Genomic DNA, 17,603 nt, shown 5'->3' with positions numbered 1-17,603 from the left:
GGTCTGAGGTGGGGGGTGGGAAAGGGACCAAGTGTCCTGCGAGTTGACCGATTCGGCCGGTACGCGCTGCACGTTTGGTCCCCCTATGGGTCCGGCTCCCGCAGGGACCCCGGCCAACCGCCAGGCCGTCACTGACCTGCCTCGCCCGCCCTCTGCCGACCAACCGATCGCCTCACCCGACCGACAGCCGTCCCCACCCCTGCCCGGCCTCCCCGGTCAGCCCTACCCAGCGTCCGACCAGCCGCCCCGGGGCCGTCAGCCGTTCTCGGGACCCTCAGCCGTTCCCCACCACCGCTACCAACACGCAAGCGTCATCCTCCCGTTCCCCCCGCTCGCCGAACTCCTCCACCACGGCACGGACGCAGTCCTGCGCCGTGCGGGCGGTGGCGAAACGGGGGGCCAGGGAGAGGAGGCGGTCGCGGGAGGCTTCACCGTCGCGGTGCGGGGCGAGGCCGTCCGTGTGCAGAACCAACAGGTCGCCCGGTTCCAGCTGCTCGCCGGCCTGCTCGTAGACCGCGCCCGTCGTCGCGCCCAACAGGACGCCGTCGGGGGCGTCGAGGGCGCGGCCTGTTCCGTTGCGGAACAGCAGCGGGGCGGGGTGGCCGGCCTGGGACCAGGTGAGGACACGGGTGCGCGGGTTGTAGCGGCAGCACACCGCGCTGCCCAGGGCGGGCTGCGCGGAGGCGTCGAGGAGCTGGTTCAGCCAGCCCATCAGCTTGCCCGGCTCGGCGCCCGCGACGGCCATGCCGCGGACCGCGCCGAGCAGCATCGCCATGCCCGAAGTGACCGTCACCCCATGGCCGGTGAGGTCGCCGACGCTCAACAGCGTGTCACCGTCGGGGAGATGCATCGCGTCGTACCAGTCGCCGCCGATGAGCGCGCTGCGGGAGGAGGGCAGGAAGTGGGCCGCCAGGTCGAGTGCGTCGGGTGAGCCCTGCGGGAACCGCAGGGGGCCGCGCCACGGCGGCAGCACGGCCTCCTGCAGCTCGACCGCAAGCCGGTGCTCTGTCTGCGCGATGTGCCGCTGGCGCTGAAGCGAGTCACGGGTCTCGCGCAGGGCCGATTGGCTGCGCCGCAGTTCGCTGACGTCTCTGACCACCGCCCACATGGAGGCGGTGCTGCCGTCGGCGTCGAGCACGGGCTCGCCCATCATGTGCAGGGTGCGCACACTGTCGTCCTCACGCACGATGCGGAACTCGCCGTCGATGGGCCGGCCGTCGATCAGACAGTCCGTGACCATCTGCGTGAGGAGGTCCCTGTCCTCCGCGAAGACGAACGTGGGCAGCTCGTCCAGGGTGAGCGGCGGACGGTCGGGGGAGCGTCCGAAGATCTGGTAGAGCTCGCCGGACCAGACGACGTCGTCGGTGAGCAGATTCCACTCGGCGCTGCCCACCCGGCTGAGGAGCGAGCCGCGGCTCGGCCCGGGGGCGAGCTCGGCCTCCAGGCCTTCGAGGAGCTCCTGCTCGTCGGTGTCCAGAGGCGCGCCGTCACGCAGCTGCGCCAAGTGCTCGTCCAGATCGTCCAGTTGGTGTACGGCCAGCTCGCACAGGGCGCGCTGCCAGCGGCCCTGCGGGTCGTCGTCGTCCGTGAGCGTGTCCCGGCGCACCGCGTCGACCTCGCCACGCAGCCGGCGCGTCTGCTGAATCAGCGCGTCGACCGTGCCGCGCTCGGGCGGCTGTGCGGCGGGGCGGTCCGCGAAGATATGGGACGGCATCTCGTACTCCGATACAGGCGCGGTACGACCAAGTCTGACGGAAGGGCCGGTTATGACTGTCGCACAGGTCAGTGGGCCCCGTAAGGGATTTGGCAAGACACGATACGGTGGTGCTTCTGGCATATGCCAAAGTCCACCCGGAGGTACGCCCGTCGGGTTGGCCGAAAGTCAATCGGCCCCACCCTTAAGGGAATTGAAAGGCGCCGCTCCCGGCAGGTGGAGCGGCGCTTCGTGCGTCCAGCGGAACTGGCCGGTTCGGGTCCCTGCTCGTGCGCGCCCCGGACGCGGCGCTCCCGTCGCCCGTCACTTGTCGTAACCCTACAAGATCCGCTCTTGAGGCTCTGCGGCTGGTGGCATTCATCGGCGCCCTTGTTGTCTGGAAGTGTCGCCTTCAGGTGATCAAGATCCTGCGCCGTGCGACGGCCGGATCTTGTGGACTTCCTACTCACACCCGAGAAGGGGCGCGATATGTACGACGACGCGGTGGCCGTCACGGGACTCGGAGCGCTGACTCCGCTGGGCATGGATGCCCGTACGACCTGGGAGGGCCTGCTCGCGGGGGCCTCGGGAGTGCGACGGATCGACGAGGAGTGGGCCGCCGACGTGCCCGTGGGGGTCGCGGCGCCGCTGCCCGGTGACCCCGCAGAACTGGTCGGCCGGGTTCAGGCGCGCAAGCTCGACCGCTGTGAACAGGTCGCTCTGCTCGCCGCCCGTGAGGCCTGGCAGCACGCCGGTGCGCCGAAGGTCGACGGCACACGGCTCGCGGTGGTCATCGGCACCGGTACGGGAGGTGTGCTCACCACACTCGGTCAGGACGACACCTACGAGCGGTCCGGGGCGCGGCGGCTCTCCCCGTACGCCGTACCGATGTTGATGCCCAACGGTCCCGCGGCCTGGGTGAGCATGGAGCTCGGGGCGAAGGCGGGTGCGCATACGCCGGTGAGTGCGTGTGCCTCGGGATCCGAGGCCATCGCGCTGGGGCTCGATCTGATCAGGGCCGGGCGGGCCGATGTCGTGGTCGCCGGCGGGGCGGAGGCCTGTCTGCATCCGTTCACGCTCTCGGCCTTCGCGCAGATGAAGGCCCTCTCCACTCAGGACGAGGATCCCGAGGCGGTGTCGCGGCCCTTCGACGCGGGCCGCAGCGGATTCGTGATGGGGGAGGGTGCGGGGATCGTCGTTCTGGAACGCGCCTCGTTCGCCCGGGCCCGCGCGGCGCGCGTACACGGATGGCTGGCGGGCGTCGGCGTCTCGTCGAGTGCCGCGCACATCACGGCCTCGGACGCCGAGGGCCAGGCGCAGGCGATGCGGGCCGCTCTCGATTCCGCCCGGCTCGCCCCCGCCGACATCGGCGTCGTCCAGGCCCATGCCACCTCGACCCCGTCGGGTGACGTGGTGGAGGCGGAGGCGATCGCGACCACGCTCGGTGACGAGGTCGCCGTGACCGCGGCCAAGTCGATGATCGGCCATCTCTGCGGGGCCTCCGGTGCGGTGGCCGCGGTCGCGACCGTGCTCGGTCTGCGCGACGGCGTCGTCCCCGCGATCCGCAACCTGGACGCGCCGGATCCGGCGGTCACCCTCGACCTCGTCAAGGGCGGCCCGCGCAAGGGCGATTGGGGTGCGGCCCTGACGAACGCGTTCGGGTTCGGCGGGCACAACGTGAGCCTGGTGTTCGCCCGGGCGGAGTGAATCCGCGGGGCGCTCCTCGACCGAGGAGCGCCCCATGCAAGTCTGGCTGCAAGCAATTTGCGCACGACTGATTCAGTCTTGCGTCGTGCGCTGTACGGTCAGCGCATGACGAAACGACTTTCCAAGGTGGCCGCCTTCGCCGGCGTCAGCGAAGTGACCGTCAGCCGTGTGCTCAACGGCAGCCCCGAGGTCGCGCCGGCCACCAGGGACATCGTGCTCACGGCCCTGGACGTGTTCGGATTCGAGCGCCCCGCCGTCAGCCGCAGGGAGCGCGCACCGCTGGTCGGCCTGGTGGTGCCCGAACTGCAGAACCCGGTGTTCCCCGCGTTCGCCGAAGCGCTCGCCGGGCGGCTCAACAAGCGCGGGCTGATACCCGTGTTGTGCACCCGTACCGCCGACGGTGTCTCCGAATCGCACTACATCGACATGCTGCTCGGGCAGAACACCGGCGGCATCGTCTTCGTCGGCTCCAGCTACGCCGACGCCGGCGCCGAACAGGGCCGTGTGCTGCGCGAACGCCGTATGCCGATGGTCCTGGTCAACGCAGCCGACGAGAACCGCGAAGTGGCCCAGGTCGCGGCCGACGACACCCAGGCCGCACTCCAGGCGGCCCGCCATCTCGAAGCCCTGGGGCATGAGCGCATCGGCCTCCTTATCGGCCCCGTCGGGCATGTGCCGAGCGCCCGCAAACTCGCCGGGTACGCGGCGTTCTGGAAAGCGAAGGGTGTGCCCCAGAGCAACTGGCGGCCCTGGGTCGCCCACGCGATGTTCTCCATGGAAGGCGGCGCCACTGCCGTGCCGCGCCTCGTCGATGCCGGGGTCACCGCAGTCGTTTGCGCGAGCGACACCCTCGCCCTCGGTGCGATCCGCGGCGCACGCCGCCTCGGCCTCGTCGTACCCAGGGATTTCTCCGTGGTCGGCTTCGACGACTCGCTGTTCATGGTCGCCACCGACCCGCCGCTCACCACCGCACGCCAGCCCGTGCAGGCCATGGCGGACGCGGCCGTGACCGCGCTGGTCGCGCAGATGGACGGCCATGTAGTCGACGACGAACCCATCCTCTTCGAAACCGAGTTGATCGTCCGCGGGTCCACTGCTTCGAATCTTGCGCAGAGACGTTGACTTCTTGCGTGAACCGGTTCTACGTTCTGCGTCAACGCTGGGGCGCCGACCGGGACAGTCGGCAAGGATCCGCTTTCCCAGGTAGCAGGAAGGCAGCACACCCATGACTTTCACGTCTGGCTTCGGCGCGCGTCGACGCGCCGGCATAGCCCTCGTCGGCGCGATGGCCCTCGGCCTGACCGCCTGCGGCGGCTCCTCCTCGGGCGAGGGGGCGGGCAAGGACGGTGTCGTCACCCTCGTGGTCAATGACATGCCGCCCAAGACGCAGCCGCTCGACCGCAAGATCTTCGAGGCCGATGTGAAGGCCTTCGAGAAGGCCAACCCCAAGATCGATATCGATCCGCGCGAAGGCCAGATGGACCCGAAGACCTTCGCGGCCAAGCTCGCGGGCGGTCAGCTCGAGGACGTCTACTACGTGTACTTCACCGACCCGGCCGGACTCATCGAGCGACGCCAAGGCGCGGACATCACCCCGTACATGAAGGACATCCCGTATCTCGACAAGATCCGGCCCGAGTTCCTCGACGTGTTCAAGGGCAAGGACGGCAAGGTCTACGGGCTGCCCAACGGCCAGTACTCGCTCGGCCTCGTCTACAACCGCGACCTGTTCGAGAAGGCAGGACTCGACCCGGACAAGCCGCCCACCACCTGGGACGAGGTGCGCAGCGCCGCCAAGAAGATCAGCGATCTCGGCGACGGCACCGTCGGCTACGCCGAGTACAGCAAGAACAACCAGGGCGGCTGGCACCTCACCTCATGGATCTACTCCATGGGCGGCGACGTGGCGGTCAAGGACGGCAGCAACGGCAAGTGGCAGTCCGCCGTCGACAGCGACGCCGCACGCAACGCGCTGCGGATGCTGCACGACATGCGCTGGACCGACGACAGCATGGGCAGCCGCCAGCTCCTGGAGATCCCCGACGTCCAGAAGATGATGGGCGCCGGCAAGCTCGGCATGTATATGGCCGGGCCGGACAACGTGCCCACGATCGTCAAGCAGTTCGAGCGCCAGTACAAGGAGTACGGGGTCGGCGCGCTGCCCGGACAGGCGACGCTCGGCGGCGGCAACGGGTTCATGTTCAACCCCAAGGCCACGCCGGAGAAGATCAAGGCCGGTCTGAAGTGGCTCCAGTTCAAGTACCTCAACCCGGACCGCACCGAGTTCAACGACAAGCGCGTCATCAGCAATGACGTGCCGGTCGGTCTGCCGCTCGACCGCCTGTACACGGACGATGTGCAGGCCAAGGTCGATGCCGTGCACGCCAAGTACGCCAATGTGCCCACCGAGAACTTCAAGCCGTTCACCGAGCGCAACGGCGGCCTGGAGCAGAAGGTCGAGCCGCCGAACGCCCAGCAGATCTACACCGTGCTCGACGGCGTGATGCAGTCGGTCCTGACGAAGAAGGACGCGGACATCGACCAGCTCCTGAAGGACGCGTCGAAGAAGGTCGACGCGCTCCTCGCGACGGTCAAGTGACCGATGGCGACCACCGACATGAAGACCACGGTCCGTCCGGAGGGCGCCGGCGCCCCAGCGGCGTCCTCCGGCAGGCCCAAGGAACCGAAGCCCGCGGGCACACCCAAGGCGGCCCGCTCGCACCTCGCCCGCCGTATCCGCGAGAACCTCATCGCGTACGCCTTCCTCGGCGCCGGCCTCGTCGTCTTCGCCGCCTTCTCCTGGTACCCGATCGTTCGCGGCTGGCTGCTGGGCTTCCAGCAGGTCACGTTCGCCCAACCCGCCCAGTGGGTGGGCCTGGACAACTTCCGCCGGCTTTTCGACGATCCGCTGTTCGTCACCGCCTGGCAGAACACGGCCTGGTTCACCGCGCTCGCGCTGGTCTTCGGCTTCGCGGCGCCCCTTGCGACGGCCGTCGTCCTCAACGAGTTCCGCAGCGCCCGCGGCTATCTGCGGATGACGGTCTATCTGCCGGTGATGCTGCCGCCGATCGTCACGATGCTCCTGTGGCGCTGGTTCTACGATCCGGGCCCCGGCCTGTTCAACAGCGCCCTCGAAGCGCTGCATCTGCCGGCCCAGCAGTGGCTGGAGTCCGAGAACCTGGCGATGGTCTCACTGGTCCTGGTCTCCACCTGGGCCAACATGGGCACCACCACGCTGATCTACCTGGCGGCGCTCGGCGGCATCCCCGGCCAGCTGTACGAGGCGGCCGAGCTCGACGGAGCCTCGATCAGGCAGCGGCTCTGGCACGTCACGCTGCCGCAGATGCGCTTCATCCTGATGATCACGCTCCTGCTCCAAGTGCTCGGCACCATGCAGGTGTTCATCGAGCCGTACATCCTGACCGGCGGCGGTCCGAACGACGCGACCGTGACCGTCCTGCTGCTCCTGTTCCGGTACGCGTTCGTCTACAGCGACTTCGGCCTGGCGAGCGCCATGAGCATGGTGCTCTTCGTGGTGCTCGGACTGTTCTCGCTGGTGTATCTGCGGCTGACCCGGAGCAAAGGCTGATGACCCGGAGCAAAAGCTGATGGCCCGGAGCAAAAGCTGATGGCCCGGAGCAAGGGCTGAGAGGAACGACGATGTCCGACACCGCGGAACGCACCCTGATCGCGCCGAGCGAGCTCAACCGGCGCACGGGAAAGTTCCTTTACCGCTTCGTGCTCACGACCACGCTCATCGGCTTCACGGTCGTCTTCGTCTTCCCGCTGTACTGGATGGCGAGCGGCGCCCTGAAGTCCTCGCGTGAACTGGCCGACCCGAGCCCGACGTTGTTCCCGGGGAGCTTCCATCCGGAGGCGTACACCGAAGCCTGGACGAACACCGGGCTCGGCAAGCACTTCCTCAACACCCTGATCCTGGCGCTCGGCGCCTGGCTGATCCAGCTGATCATCGATGTCGCCGCGGCATACGCGCTGTCGAAACTGCGGCCGGTGCTCGGGAACATCGTCCTCGGCATGATGCTCGCGACGCTGATGCTGCCGGTCTCCGCGCTGCTCGTCCCGACCTATCTCACGGTCACGGACGTCCCGCTGATCCATCTGAATCTGATCAACACCCCATGGGCGATCTGGCTGCCGGCCGCTGCCAATGCCTTCAACATCTTCATCCTGAAGCGGTTCTTCGACCAGATCCCGCAGGAGCTCATGGACTCCGCACGCATCGACGGCGCAGGGCCGGTGCGGGTCCTGGTGTCGGTGATCCTGCCGCTGTCGCGCCCGGTCCTCGCCGTGGTGTCGATCTTCGCGGTGGTCGGGGTGTGGAAGGACTTCCTCTGGCCGCTGATCGTGCTCCCCGATCCGGCGAAGCAGCCGATCACGGTGGCGCTGAGCCGGCTGTCGGAGTTCCTGCCCGCCAACCAGCTGCTCGCGGGCATGGTCATCGCCAGCATCCCGCTGCTCGTGCTCTTCCTGATCTTCCAGCGCCACATCATCGCCGGTCTCACGGCCGGCAGCCTCAAGGGCTGAGCCCACCTCGAGCCACCCCCTCAGCCGTCCTGTGCACCCCCACACGGAAGGACGCTCCGCCATGCCCGAAAACACCCCCGCACGACCAAGATCACTGCTTCTCGTCCCCGGACTCCTGCTGAGCCTGCTCGCCGCACTTTTGCTGTACGGGGCACCGGCAGCGCACGCCGCCGATGTACTCCAGGCCGAATCGGCCGCGCTCTCGGGCGGCACGAAGGCCGAGAGCGAGCACCCCGGATACACCGGCACCGGCTATGTCGGCGGCTACACCGACGGCAACAAGGGCAGCGCCTCGACCTCGTTCACCGTCAGCTCGCCCACCGCCGGATCAGGCTCCGCCAGGATCCGGTACGCCAACGGCACCACGGCGACGATGACACTCAGCCTGTACGTGAACGGCACCAGGGCAGGTCGGGTGAGCCTCCCCGCCACCGCGAACTGGAGCACCTGGTCCACCGTCGAAGCGCCCGTGGACTACCGGCAGGGCGCCAACACGCTGGCCCTCACCTTCGCGGCCGACGACAGCGGCAACATCAACCTCGACAGCCTCACCCCCGCCCCGCCCTCCGCAGGCGGCGGCGGAAGCCTGACCCACGAGGCCGAGGAGGCCTTCTTCTCCGGCGGCCCGGAGAAGTCCACGTCCGTGAGCGGCTACCAAGGCTCCGGCTACCTGGACCGCTTCAGCACGCACGGCTCCCGCGCGGTCTTCTCGGTGACGTCCGCAGCGGCGACCGAGCACACCGCACAGATCCGCTACCGCACCCCGGACGCGGGCCAGGCCACCGTCTCCCTCACGGTCAACGGCACCCGCCTGCGGCAGCTCACCCTGCCCGGCACCTCCGGCTCCTGGCAGACGCTCAGCACCGGCGTCCCCCTGCGCGCCGGTCTCAACACGGTGACCCTGCGCACCGAATCCGGCGACAACGGCGGCTTCCAGCTCGACGGTCTCGACCTGCCGACCGCCGCCGCGAACGCGAGCCGCGGCGCGAGCCTCCCGTACACCTCGTACGAGGCGGAGTCGGCCACGACCAACGCCTCGACGATCGGCCCCGACCGCACCTATCTCCAGGTCCCGTCCGAGGCCTCCGGCCGCAAGGCCGTCGTGCTCGACGCCACCGGTGAGTACGTCGAGTTCACGCTCACCAAGCCCGCCAACGCCCTGACCCTGCGCTACTCGATCCCCGACAGCGCGGACGGCACCGGCATCGACAGGCCCCTGAGCCTCTACGCCAACGGCACCCACCTGCGCGACCTCGACCTGACCTCCAGGTACAGCTGGGTGTACGGCGCCTACCCCTACAACAACGACCCGTCCGGCGGCTCCCCGCACCGCTTCTTCGACGAGACCCGGACGGTCATCGGCGACTTCCCGGCCGGTACGAAGCTCAGGCTGCAGAAGGACGCGGGCGACACCGCACCCTCGTACACCGTCGACCTGATCGAGACGGAGACGGCCCCCGCCGCCTATGCGATGCCGGCCGGCTACGTCTCGGCGACCGGCCTCGGCGTCACCCCGGACGACGGCGGCGACGACACCTCCGCCCTCAACTCCGCGGTGAACACGGCCAAGTCCCAGGGCAAGGGCCTGTGGCTGCCGAAGGGCACGTACAACATCTCCGACCACATCAACCTCAGCAGCGTCGCCGTACGCGGTGCGGGGGAGTGGCACACGGTGGTGCGCGGCAAGGACAACAAGGGCGGGTTCTTCGGCCGCGGCGGCACCAGCACGATCCAGGACCTGATGTTCGCCGGCGACGCCACCCACCGCGACGACGCCGGCGGCCACACGGCGATCGAGGGCGACTTCGGCAGCGGATCCACCGTGCAGAACGTGTGGATCGAGCACGCCAAGGTCGGCCTGTGGATCGACGCGCCGACCGACGGTCTGCTCGCGACGGGGCTGCGGATCCGCGACACCTTCGCCGACGGCGTGAACCTGCACAAGGGGACGAAGAACAGCGAGGTCTCGCAGAGCAGCGTCCGGGGCACCGGCGACGACGGACTCGCGATGTTCTCCGAACAGCAGGCCGTCACCGACTGCGCGTTCCGCTTCAACACCGTGCAGCTGCCGATGCTCGCCAACACCGCTGCGGTCTACGGCGGCAGCGGCAACCGCGTCGAGGACAACCTCCTGTCCGACACCGTGAACGCCTCCGCCGGCGTCGCGATCAGCACCCGCAACTTCCCGCCCGCACCGCTGCCCTTCTCCGGACCCACCATCGTGGCCCGCAACACCCTGGAGCGGACCGGCGGTTACGAACCCAACTGGCAGTCGAAGTTCGGCGCGATCTGGATCTACGCCGACCACTCGGACATCACCACACCGGTACGGATCGAGAACAACGACATCCTCGACTCCACGTACAGCGGACTGCTCGTGTCCTGGCAGAAGTCCGTCGGCGATCTCACCGTCGAGGACACGAGGATCGAGAAGACCGGCGCGTACGGCATCGAGATCAACGCGGCCGGAGCCGGCACCTTCTCCGGGGTCACCGTCACCGGCACCAAGGACGGCGGACTCTCCCTCGCGGGCGGCTTCCAGATCACCCGCGGATCCGGCAACTCCGGCTGGTAGCACCACCTTCGTACGCCCGACGGGTCCGGCCGACGAGGCCGGACCCGCCCACCCTTCTGAGGAGCACCTGTGACCTTGACGCCCGCACCCGCCTGGTGGCGGCACGCCGCGATCTACCAGATCTACGTCCGCAGCTTCGCCGACGGCAACGGCGACGGCATCGGAGACCTGGCCGGAGTGCGGGCGAAACTGCCGTACCTGCGCGAACTCGGTGTGGACGCCCTGTGGTTCAACCCCTGGTACGTCTCACCCATGGCCGACGGCGGCTACGACGTGGCCGACTACCGCGACATCGACCCGCTCTTCGGCACGCTCGCCGAGGCCGAGTCGCTGATCGACGAGGCACACGGGCACGGGCTGCGCGTCATCGTCGACCTCGTGCCCAACCACTGCTCCGACCAGCACCCCTGGTTCCGTCACGCGCTGGCCGACGAACCGGGCGCGCGGGACCGCTTCTGGTTCGTCCCCGGCAAGGGCGCGTACGGCGAACTGCCGCCCAACGACTGGCAGTCGTACTTCGGCGGGCCCGCCTGGACCCGTATCACGGAGGCGGACGGCACGCCGGGCCTGTGGTATCTGCACATGTTCGCGCCCGAGCAGCCCGATCTGAACTGGGAACACCCGGACGTACGGGCCGAGTTCGAGGATGTCCTGCACTTCTGGCTGAGGCGCGGTGTCGACGGCTTCCGTATCGATGTCGCCCACGGGCTCGTGAAGAAGCCCGGCCTTCCGGACGCCGGCCCCGACCCGGACCCGACCGACCTGCCGTACCAGGACGTCGACGAGGTGCACGACGTGTACCGCGCGTGGCGGAAGATCCTCGACTCGTACGACGGTGAGCGCACCTTCGTCGGCGAGGTGTGGCTGCCGAGCCCGGAGCAGTCCGCGCGCTATCTGCGCCCCGACGAACTGCACTCGGCCTTCAACTTCGACTTCCTGTGCTGCCCTTGGGATGCCACCGCGCTGCGTGATGTCATCGACTCGACGCTCACCCTGCACGAGCCGGTCGGCGCCCCACCCACCTGGGTGCTCTCCAACCACGACACCATCCGCCATGTGACGCGCTACGGCCGCGCGGACACCTCCTTCGACATGGGGGACAAGCGGCTCGCCGACCCGAGCGATGTGCCACTGGGCCGGCGCCGGGCGCGGGCGGCCGCGCTCCTGACCCTTGCGCTGCCCGGCGGCGTGTACCTCTACCAGGGCGATGAACTGGGCCTGCCCGAAGTCCAGTTCATCCCCGACCACCTCATTCAGGACCCCACCTTCATACGCTCCGAAGGACGCGACCGCGGACGGGACGGCTGCCGGGTCCCGCTGCCGTGGACGGCGGCAGGGGAGACCCTCGGCTTCTCCGAGGGCGGCGCGTCCTGGCTGCCGCAGCCCCCGGAGTGGACCGCGTGGAGCGCCGAACGCCAGCACGCCGACCCCGACTCGTTCCTGCGGCTGTACCGCGAGGCGCTCCGGCTGCGCGCGGAACTGTTCGCGCCCCTGCCCGAGACCCTGGAGTGGCTCGACAGTGGCCCGGACACCGTGTCCTTCGCACGGTCGTCCGGGATCCGATGCCTGGTCAACGCGGGCGCCGACCCGATCGAGCTGCCTGCGGGGATGGACGTGGTGCTGAGCAGCGGGCCACTTGAGGACGGCCGGCTGCCGGGGGACACCACCGTGTGGTTGCGCCCGGCGCAGTAGACGTCGTCGGCCGGCCGTTGCGGACGCCGGGGGTCAGCCGTTGGGGTAGGCCTCCGCGATCAACTTCCGCTGAAGCATGGTCCACTGCGCGGTCATGTCGCTCACCAGGTACAGGTCACGGCGGCGCGTCCAGGCCTGCCCCGACTGCGGATCGTACGTCTGCGGCATCGCGAATCCACGCGGCGCGAAGGCGCGCATCCCGCGGCCCTCGGTGGTGAGGACACAGCGCTTGTGATGGTCGCGGAAGCCGACGACACCCGCCGTGCCCGTCCCGCCGGGCAGATCCTTGCGGGCCTCGGCAACCTGCTGGGCCACACCGTCGGTGCTGAGATAGGTGATCGTCCCGTCGGGGGCGATCACCGGCTCGATCGAAGTGACGTTCTTCATCCGGTACTTGGACTCCAGGAACCGGGCGATCTCCCACTGCGCGTACACCGGTATGTCGCGCCGGGCACGGATCCGGGCCACGGTGTCGGCGAGCTCCTCGTTCACGGGACCCGGCTCGAACAGCACCTTCGTGGGGTCACCGCCGCCGGCCGGCGGCCGATTGCCGAAGCCGTACGCGACGATGAAGTCCAGCTCGTCGAGCCGTGCGGCCGGGGGCTCCCAGTCGAAGCCGACGTCCTCGACCAGCGGCGCCAGGATCCGCGCGGTCCGCCGGTCACCGTCGAGGGCCTCGGTGAGAGCGGCGAGCAGGGCGCGGCCGCGGTGCTCCTCGCCGACACGGCCGTCCGCATGGGCGGCGCCGGCGGTGGCGGGGACGGCAAGGGCCGCGGTGAGCGCGGCGGTGAACAGGCGTCGGTCCATGGGTGGTTCCTCACAGGCGTGGGTCGGTCTGCCGGACCGCAGCCTCGACCACCCGGCCGAGCGGCGTCCGAACTGCGGATGACGTGCAGTCGACCAGGTGCCGCCGAGTTGATCAAGAGCGGCTCCGGTACGCGAGCGAGGCGCGTGGGAGGCGGGCGGGCGTCGGGGTGGCCCGGCGCCGTTCCCTTCCGGGATCCGGCACCGGGCATTCCCCCGTGTATCCCCCGTTCCCACCCGTGAGCAGATCCTGGCAGCGCACGCGGCTTGATCGCATTGCCGGGATCCGGCAGTCTTTACGCGTTCTTGATGCCGGGGTCGCGCCGTCGGGCGTGGGGAGCGCTGTGGGCGAGCCCGGCAGTCGTACGCGCATGAGGGTGGGGAAGCCGATGGCCCGGGTGGAAGAGACCGCGGAGTACCTCGACGGCTATGCCGAGTTGCTCGCGGCCGTGTCCACGACCGGCCGGCGCCTCACCCGGGACGAACTCGAACTGCGCCGCACACTCGGCGAACGGGCCGCCGAACAAGGGCACGCCCTGCGCGGACTCGTCCAGGAGCACCTCGCCGCGACCCGGTGCGCCTGGCCCTTGGTGGTACGGCACGCCGACAGCGTCCTCGCCGCGGTCGAGCAGGCCGTCGACGCCTTCGCCGAGGGGTACGAGCGCGCCCAGCGCCTCGCCGTACGCCGGGAGGAGGCGGCGCGGCGGGAGTTCATCGACGATCTGCTGCACGGACGCAGCGACCTCGGACGGCTCGCCGAACGCGCCGAGCGCTTCGGGCTGCGGCTCGCGCATGCGCACGCGGTGGCCGTCGCCGCCGGGCCGGACGCGTACACGGAGACCGATCCCGTGGGGCGCGGCGTGGCTGCCGCGCTGCACGCCCGCTTCGGTGACCGGTCGATCCTCCTGACCACCAAGGACGACCGGCTGATCTGCATCGCCCCCGGCGACCAGACCGAAGTGCTCACGTACTTCGCCGAGCAGGCGCACACGGCCACCGACGGCGGCCAGGTCGCGCTCGGCCGTCCGCACCCCGGCGCCGGCGGTGTCGTGCGCAGCTACGAGGAGGCGCTCGGCGCACTCGACCTCGCCGAGCGGCTGCACCTCGACGAACCCGTCCTGAACGCGGCCGACTTGCTGGTCTACCCCGTGCTCACCCGGGACCGCGAGGCCATGGCCGATCTCGTACGCAGCGCACTGGGGCCGCTGCAGGAGGCGCGGGGCGGGGCGGGGCCGCTGATCGGGACGCTGATGGTGTACTTCGACGCGGGGTGCGTCGCCGCGGAGGCGGCACGCCGGCTCAGCCTGAGCGTGCGGGCGCTGACGTACCGGCTGCAGCGGATCCATCAGCTGACGGGCTCCGACCCGGCCGACCCCGTACACCGCTACACACTGCAGACCGCGGTGATCGGCGCACGACTGCTCGACTGGCCGGCGAAACCGCTCTGACAGACAGGTGAGCTGCTCCTTTACGCCTCCGAAGCGGCCGACCTCAGCACCGGCGGCTGCCTCACGCCTCCTGAGCAGCGGACCCAAGTGCCGGTCGCTTCCTCACGCCTCCTGAGCAGCCGACCCAAGCGCCGGCCGCGCCACCCGCGAGTGCAGCGCCGCCATCCCCGCGACCGCGGCCCCCAGCAGGGCGAGCGCGACCAGCGCGGGCACCACGGTCACCAACGGACCGCCGACCAGGCAGAGTCCGCCGCCGATCAGCAGCACCAGCGACCCCCGGCCCGACACCCGGGCCAAAATCGCGGCCGAGGCCAGCAGATACAGCCCCACCCCGCCCGGCAGCGCCCACGCGACGATGCCGTGCAGCGGCTCGGACAGGTCGTAGTGCTTCGTGTCGGCGATCTGGTGCAGCGCGACCTTCATCCCCAGGGCGCAGAGCACGATCCCCGCGATCAGCGGCAGATGGAGATACGTGTACACCTCGCTCGCGAGCTTGGTCCGCTCGGCGCCTTCCGCGCGCGCGATGCGGTGCTCGGCCGGCTCGGCGACCTTGCGGAAGTACATCCACCACATGCCCGCCACGACCAGGATCCCGAGCGCCGCCGCGGCGATCACCGGGACGGTCAGCGCATAGTCGCGCATGCCGATGCCCATGGCCACGATGGATTCGCCGAGGGCGATGATGACGATCAGGCCGTGCCGTTCGGCGAAGTGCCCCGGCGAGGCGACCCGCCAGCCCGAGCCCCGGGTCAGGAACACCATCGCGTAGTCGAGCACCATCGCCCCGGCCCAGATGAGGATCTGCGTGCGGCCGTCGAACGCCGCACCCACCAGAAGCAGCGCGAACGGCGGCGCCACCGACGTCAGCGCGATCCGGCGCACCGTCGACCGCAGTGCGGGGTCGTCCGGCGCCGAAATCCAGTACGAGACGAGATGCAGCAGGCGTACGACCCCGTAACAGAGGACGAACACCAACGGCGCGTCCACCCCGCCGTGCTTGTCGTCGTACACCTCGGGCAGCGCGAAGGAGACGACGAGCATCACGCCCATCACGGCCACGAGCACCGCGAACAGTGCGCCCGCATCGGCCCGCACCACATTGCCGAGCCACGAGAAGCAGCACCAGCACCACCACAGCAGGGCGAGCACCACCAGCGATCCGGCGATGCGGCCCGCGGTCGTGTGGGCCGCCATCATCGCGGTGACCTGGGTGATGGCGTAGACGAAGACGAGATCGAAGAACAGCTCGGCCGGGGTGACCTTGTGGTCGTCCCCGGTCGGTATCAGATGCGATGAACTCTTGCCCGCCGGCACTGGTCCCCCCAGGTGGCACGTGGCGCGGCACCTCGCCGAGCCGCTTCCCGGGAACCCTACAACTCGCCGCGGGGCCTCAGGCGAGCACGGCCGGGCCCTGCCCGCCGCCGTCGTCCGGCTCGCCGCGCACCACGTCGAATTCGCGCTCGAGGCCGGTGAGTCGGAGCACCCGATGCGGCTGGCCGTGGGCGCGGACCAGACGCACCGTGCCCTGACGGTCCGCCACCCGGTGCCGTATCCCGAGGAGCAGCCGCAGCCCGCCCGCGTCGAGAAAGGTCACATGGTGCAGATCGATCACGACCTCGGGTCTTACGGCGCCGATCAACCGGGCCGCGCGCGGGGCCAGTTCCCCGTCGGCCCAGATGTCGAGCTCTCCGCTGAGCAGCAGGAAGAGGGTCGTGCCGGCCGTGCGGTGCTCCAGGCCGAACGTGAAGTCCGCGGTCCCCATGGCCACTCCCGAGGCCCCCATCCTGTGACGCGGAGTGACGAATGCCCTCCGCGGGCTGCATCGGTACGGGCGTCGGCCGTCACAAGCGGAAGGTGCGGCGGTGCGGCGCCACTCGTGTCATCCCCGCTCAGCGCCGTCCGTACCCCCAACGGAGCAAGGAATAACGGAGGTTGGGACGATTCGCGAGGCGCGACGCAGTGGTGACGGTGCGTTAGTTTCCGTGATCTGGCGGAGTGCCCGGATAAGGTGCCGCAGTGCTGCACGATCGAGAAGCGGACACCGGGCCCCGCTCCAAGCCCCGAACGGCCCCGGTTCTGGCGGCCGTCGCCCTGGGCGGCGGCCTCGGGGCCACGGCCCGCTACGCCGCGTCCCTGCTCTGGCCGACCGGCCCCGGGGCCTTCCCCTGGACGACCTTGTGGGTCAACGTCATCGGCTGCGCCCTGATCGGCGTCCTGATGGTCGCGGTCACCGAGACGGGCCGGTCCACCCCGGCCCTGCTCCGCCCCTTCCTCGGCACGGGAGTCCTCGGCGGATTCACCACCTTCTCCACGTACGTGGTCGACATCCAGCGCCTGATCGACCACGACCACTCCGGCACGGCGCTCGCCTACCTGGCCGCCACGCTCGCCGCCGCCCTCGTGGCCGTCTCGCTCGCGGCCGCCGCCACCCGCAAGGCCCTGGGAGTCCCCGCGTGAACTGGCTCCTCGTCCTCACCGGCGGCATGCTCGGCGCCCCCCTGCGCTACCTCACCGACCGCGCGGTCCAGTCCCGCCACACGACCGGCTTCCCCTGGGGCACCTTCACCGTCAACATCGCGGGCTCGCTCGTGCTCGGGTTCCTCACGGGTGCGGCCCTCACCTCCCACACCCTGCTGTTCCTCGGCACGGGGCTGTGCGGCGCGCTCACCACGTACTCCACTTTCTCGTACGAGACGCTGACCCTCGCCCGCTCCGGCGCAGCCCTGCACGCGACGGCCAACGCCCTCGGCAGCGTCCTCGCGGGCTTGGGCGCCGCCTACGTCGGCCTCGCCTCGGCCCAGACCCTCTACACCTGACGTCCACGCCCACTTGTACGCCGCCGCTGCTTGGTGGGGGCGCGGTCTCGTTGCCGGGTGCGGGCCGGTTGCGCCTGCGGCGGGCACCTTTTCCCCTACCCGCCCCTTCCCGAAACTGGGGGCGAAGCCCCCAGGCCCCCGTATCCGAACTTCGTTCGGATGTCCTCAAACGCCGGACGGGCTGGAGTGGGACGGCCCGCAGCCGCGCGACGGCGGAAGGGGACGGGGTGGGGTGCATTGTCATTCGGGCGCCCCCGACGTTGGCGGCGTCCCTTCACGGGAACGGTGCCATTGCCCGAATGAGCAAGCACCCCACCCCGTCC

Annotated in this window: 14 protein-coding genes; 10 read left to right on the top strand and 4 right to left on the bottom strand. The window is 70.0% G+C overall.

Going from position 1 to position 17,603, the window contains the following annotated elements; translation table 11 throughout:
- Positions 1–274 precede the first annotated feature (274 nt).
- Positions 275–1,714 carry a PP2C family protein-serine/threonine phosphatase gene (locus G6045_RS30100; protein ID WP_165335312.1) on the bottom strand — a complete coding sequence of 480 codons (1,440 nt, stop codon included), beginning with the start codon at positions 1,712–1,714 and terminating at the stop codon, positions 275–277.
- Positions 1,715–2,182: 468 nt separating this feature from the next.
- Here G6045_RS30100 and G6045_RS30095 point away from each other — a divergent pair, with 468 nt between their 5' ends.
- From G6045_RS30095 to G6045_RS30065, 7 genes are all read left to right on the top strand, one after another.
- A complete protein-coding gene (locus G6045_RS30095; protein WP_165335311.1) occupies positions 2,183–3,400 on the top strand; it encodes a beta-ketoacyl-[acyl-carrier-protein] synthase family protein in 1,218 nt (405 codons plus the stop codon).
- 105 nt (positions 3,401–3,505) lie between these two features.
- On the top strand, positions 3,506–4,522 hold the full coding sequence (locus tag G6045_RS30090) for a LacI family DNA-binding transcriptional regulator (protein WP_165335310.1): 1,017 nt from the start codon (positions 3,506–3,508) through the stop codon (positions 4,520–4,522).
- Between the two features lie 103 nt (positions 4,523–4,625).
- Positions 4,626–5,999 carry an ABC transporter substrate-binding protein gene (locus G6045_RS30085; RefSeq protein WP_165335309.1) on the top strand — a complete coding sequence of 458 codons (1,374 nt, stop codon included), beginning with the start codon at positions 4,626–4,628 and terminating at the stop codon, positions 5,997–5,999.
- Between the two features lie 18 nt (positions 6,000–6,017).
- On the top strand, positions 6,018–6,989 hold the full coding sequence (locus G6045_RS30080) for a carbohydrate ABC transporter permease (RefSeq protein ID WP_165335313.1): 972 nt from the start codon (positions 6,018–6,020) through the stop codon (positions 6,987–6,989).
- A 71-nt stretch (positions 6,990–7,060) separates the two neighbouring features.
- Positions 7,061–7,945 carry a carbohydrate ABC transporter permease gene (locus tag G6045_RS30075; RefSeq protein ID WP_165335308.1) on the top strand — a complete coding sequence of 295 codons (885 nt, stop codon included), beginning with the start codon at positions 7,061–7,063 and terminating at the stop codon, positions 7,943–7,945.
- A 61-nt stretch (positions 7,946–8,006) separates the two neighbouring features.
- Complete coding sequence (locus tag G6045_RS30070; RefSeq protein ID WP_165335307.1) at positions 8,007–10,520, top strand: CBM35 domain-containing protein; 2,514 nt, start codon at positions 8,007–8,009, stop codon at positions 10,518–10,520.
- 75 nt (positions 10,521–10,595) lie between these two features.
- Complete coding sequence (locus tag G6045_RS30065) at positions 10,596–12,212, top strand: glycoside hydrolase family 13 protein (RefSeq protein WP_206344356.1); 1,617 nt, start codon at positions 10,596–10,598, stop codon at positions 12,210–12,212.
- Positions 12,213–12,245: 33 nt separating this feature from the next.
- Here the strand turns inward: G6045_RS30065 and G6045_RS30060 are convergent, their stop codons facing one another.
- Positions 12,246–13,019 carry a hypothetical protein gene (locus G6045_RS30060; protein ID WP_165335305.1) on the bottom strand — a complete coding sequence of 258 codons (774 nt, stop codon included), beginning with the start codon at positions 13,017–13,019 and terminating at the stop codon, positions 12,246–12,248.
- Between the two features lie 386 nt (positions 13,020–13,405).
- Here G6045_RS30060 and G6045_RS30055 point away from each other — a divergent pair, with 386 nt between their 5' ends.
- The gene (locus G6045_RS30055; RefSeq protein WP_165335304.1) at positions 13,406–14,464 is read left to right on the top strand and encodes a PucR family transcriptional regulator; all 1,059 of its coding nucleotides are present in this window, start codon (positions 13,406–13,408) and stop codon (positions 14,462–14,464) included.
- Positions 14,465–14,566: 102 nt separating this feature from the next.
- Here G6045_RS30055 and G6045_RS30050 read toward each other — a convergent pair whose 3' ends face one another.
- Positions 14,567–15,778, bottom strand: coding sequence for a low temperature requirement protein A (locus tag G6045_RS30050; RefSeq protein ID WP_165335303.1), 1,212 nt, complete (start codon positions 15,776–15,778; stop codon positions 14,567–14,569).
- A 76-nt stretch (positions 15,779–15,854) separates the two neighbouring features.
- Positions 15,855–16,226: an STAS domain-containing protein gene (locus tag G6045_RS30045; RefSeq protein WP_165335302.1), complete on the bottom strand. Its 372-nt coding sequence runs from the start codon at positions 16,224–16,226 to the stop codon at positions 15,855–15,857.
- Positions 16,227–16,480: 254 nt separating this feature from the next.
- Here G6045_RS30045 and G6045_RS30040 point away from each other — a divergent pair, with 254 nt between their 5' ends.
- Positions 16,481–16,921 (top strand): FluC/FEX family fluoride channel, encoded by a 441-nt coding sequence (locus G6045_RS30040; RefSeq protein WP_165335301.1) that lies wholly within the window; start codon positions 16,481–16,483, stop codon positions 16,919–16,921.
- Positions 16,918–17,280 carry a fluoride efflux transporter CrcB gene (gene crcB, locus G6045_RS30035; RefSeq protein ID WP_165335300.1) on the top strand — a complete coding sequence of 121 codons (363 nt, stop codon included), beginning with the start codon at positions 16,918–16,920 and terminating at the stop codon, positions 17,278–17,280. Before G6045_RS30040 ends, crcB begins: the two co-directional genes overlap by 4 nt.
- Positions 17,281–17,603 lie beyond the last annotated feature (323 nt).

The organism is Streptomyces mesophilus, from assembly GCF_011044995.1.
In the GTDB taxonomy this organism is placed as follows: Bacteria; Actinomycetota; Actinomycetes; order Streptomycetales; family Streptomycetaceae; genus Streptomyces; species Streptomyces mesophilus.
Note: the sequence above shows the minus strand (reverse complement) of the source record. Positions and strands in the feature narration are given on the sequence as shown.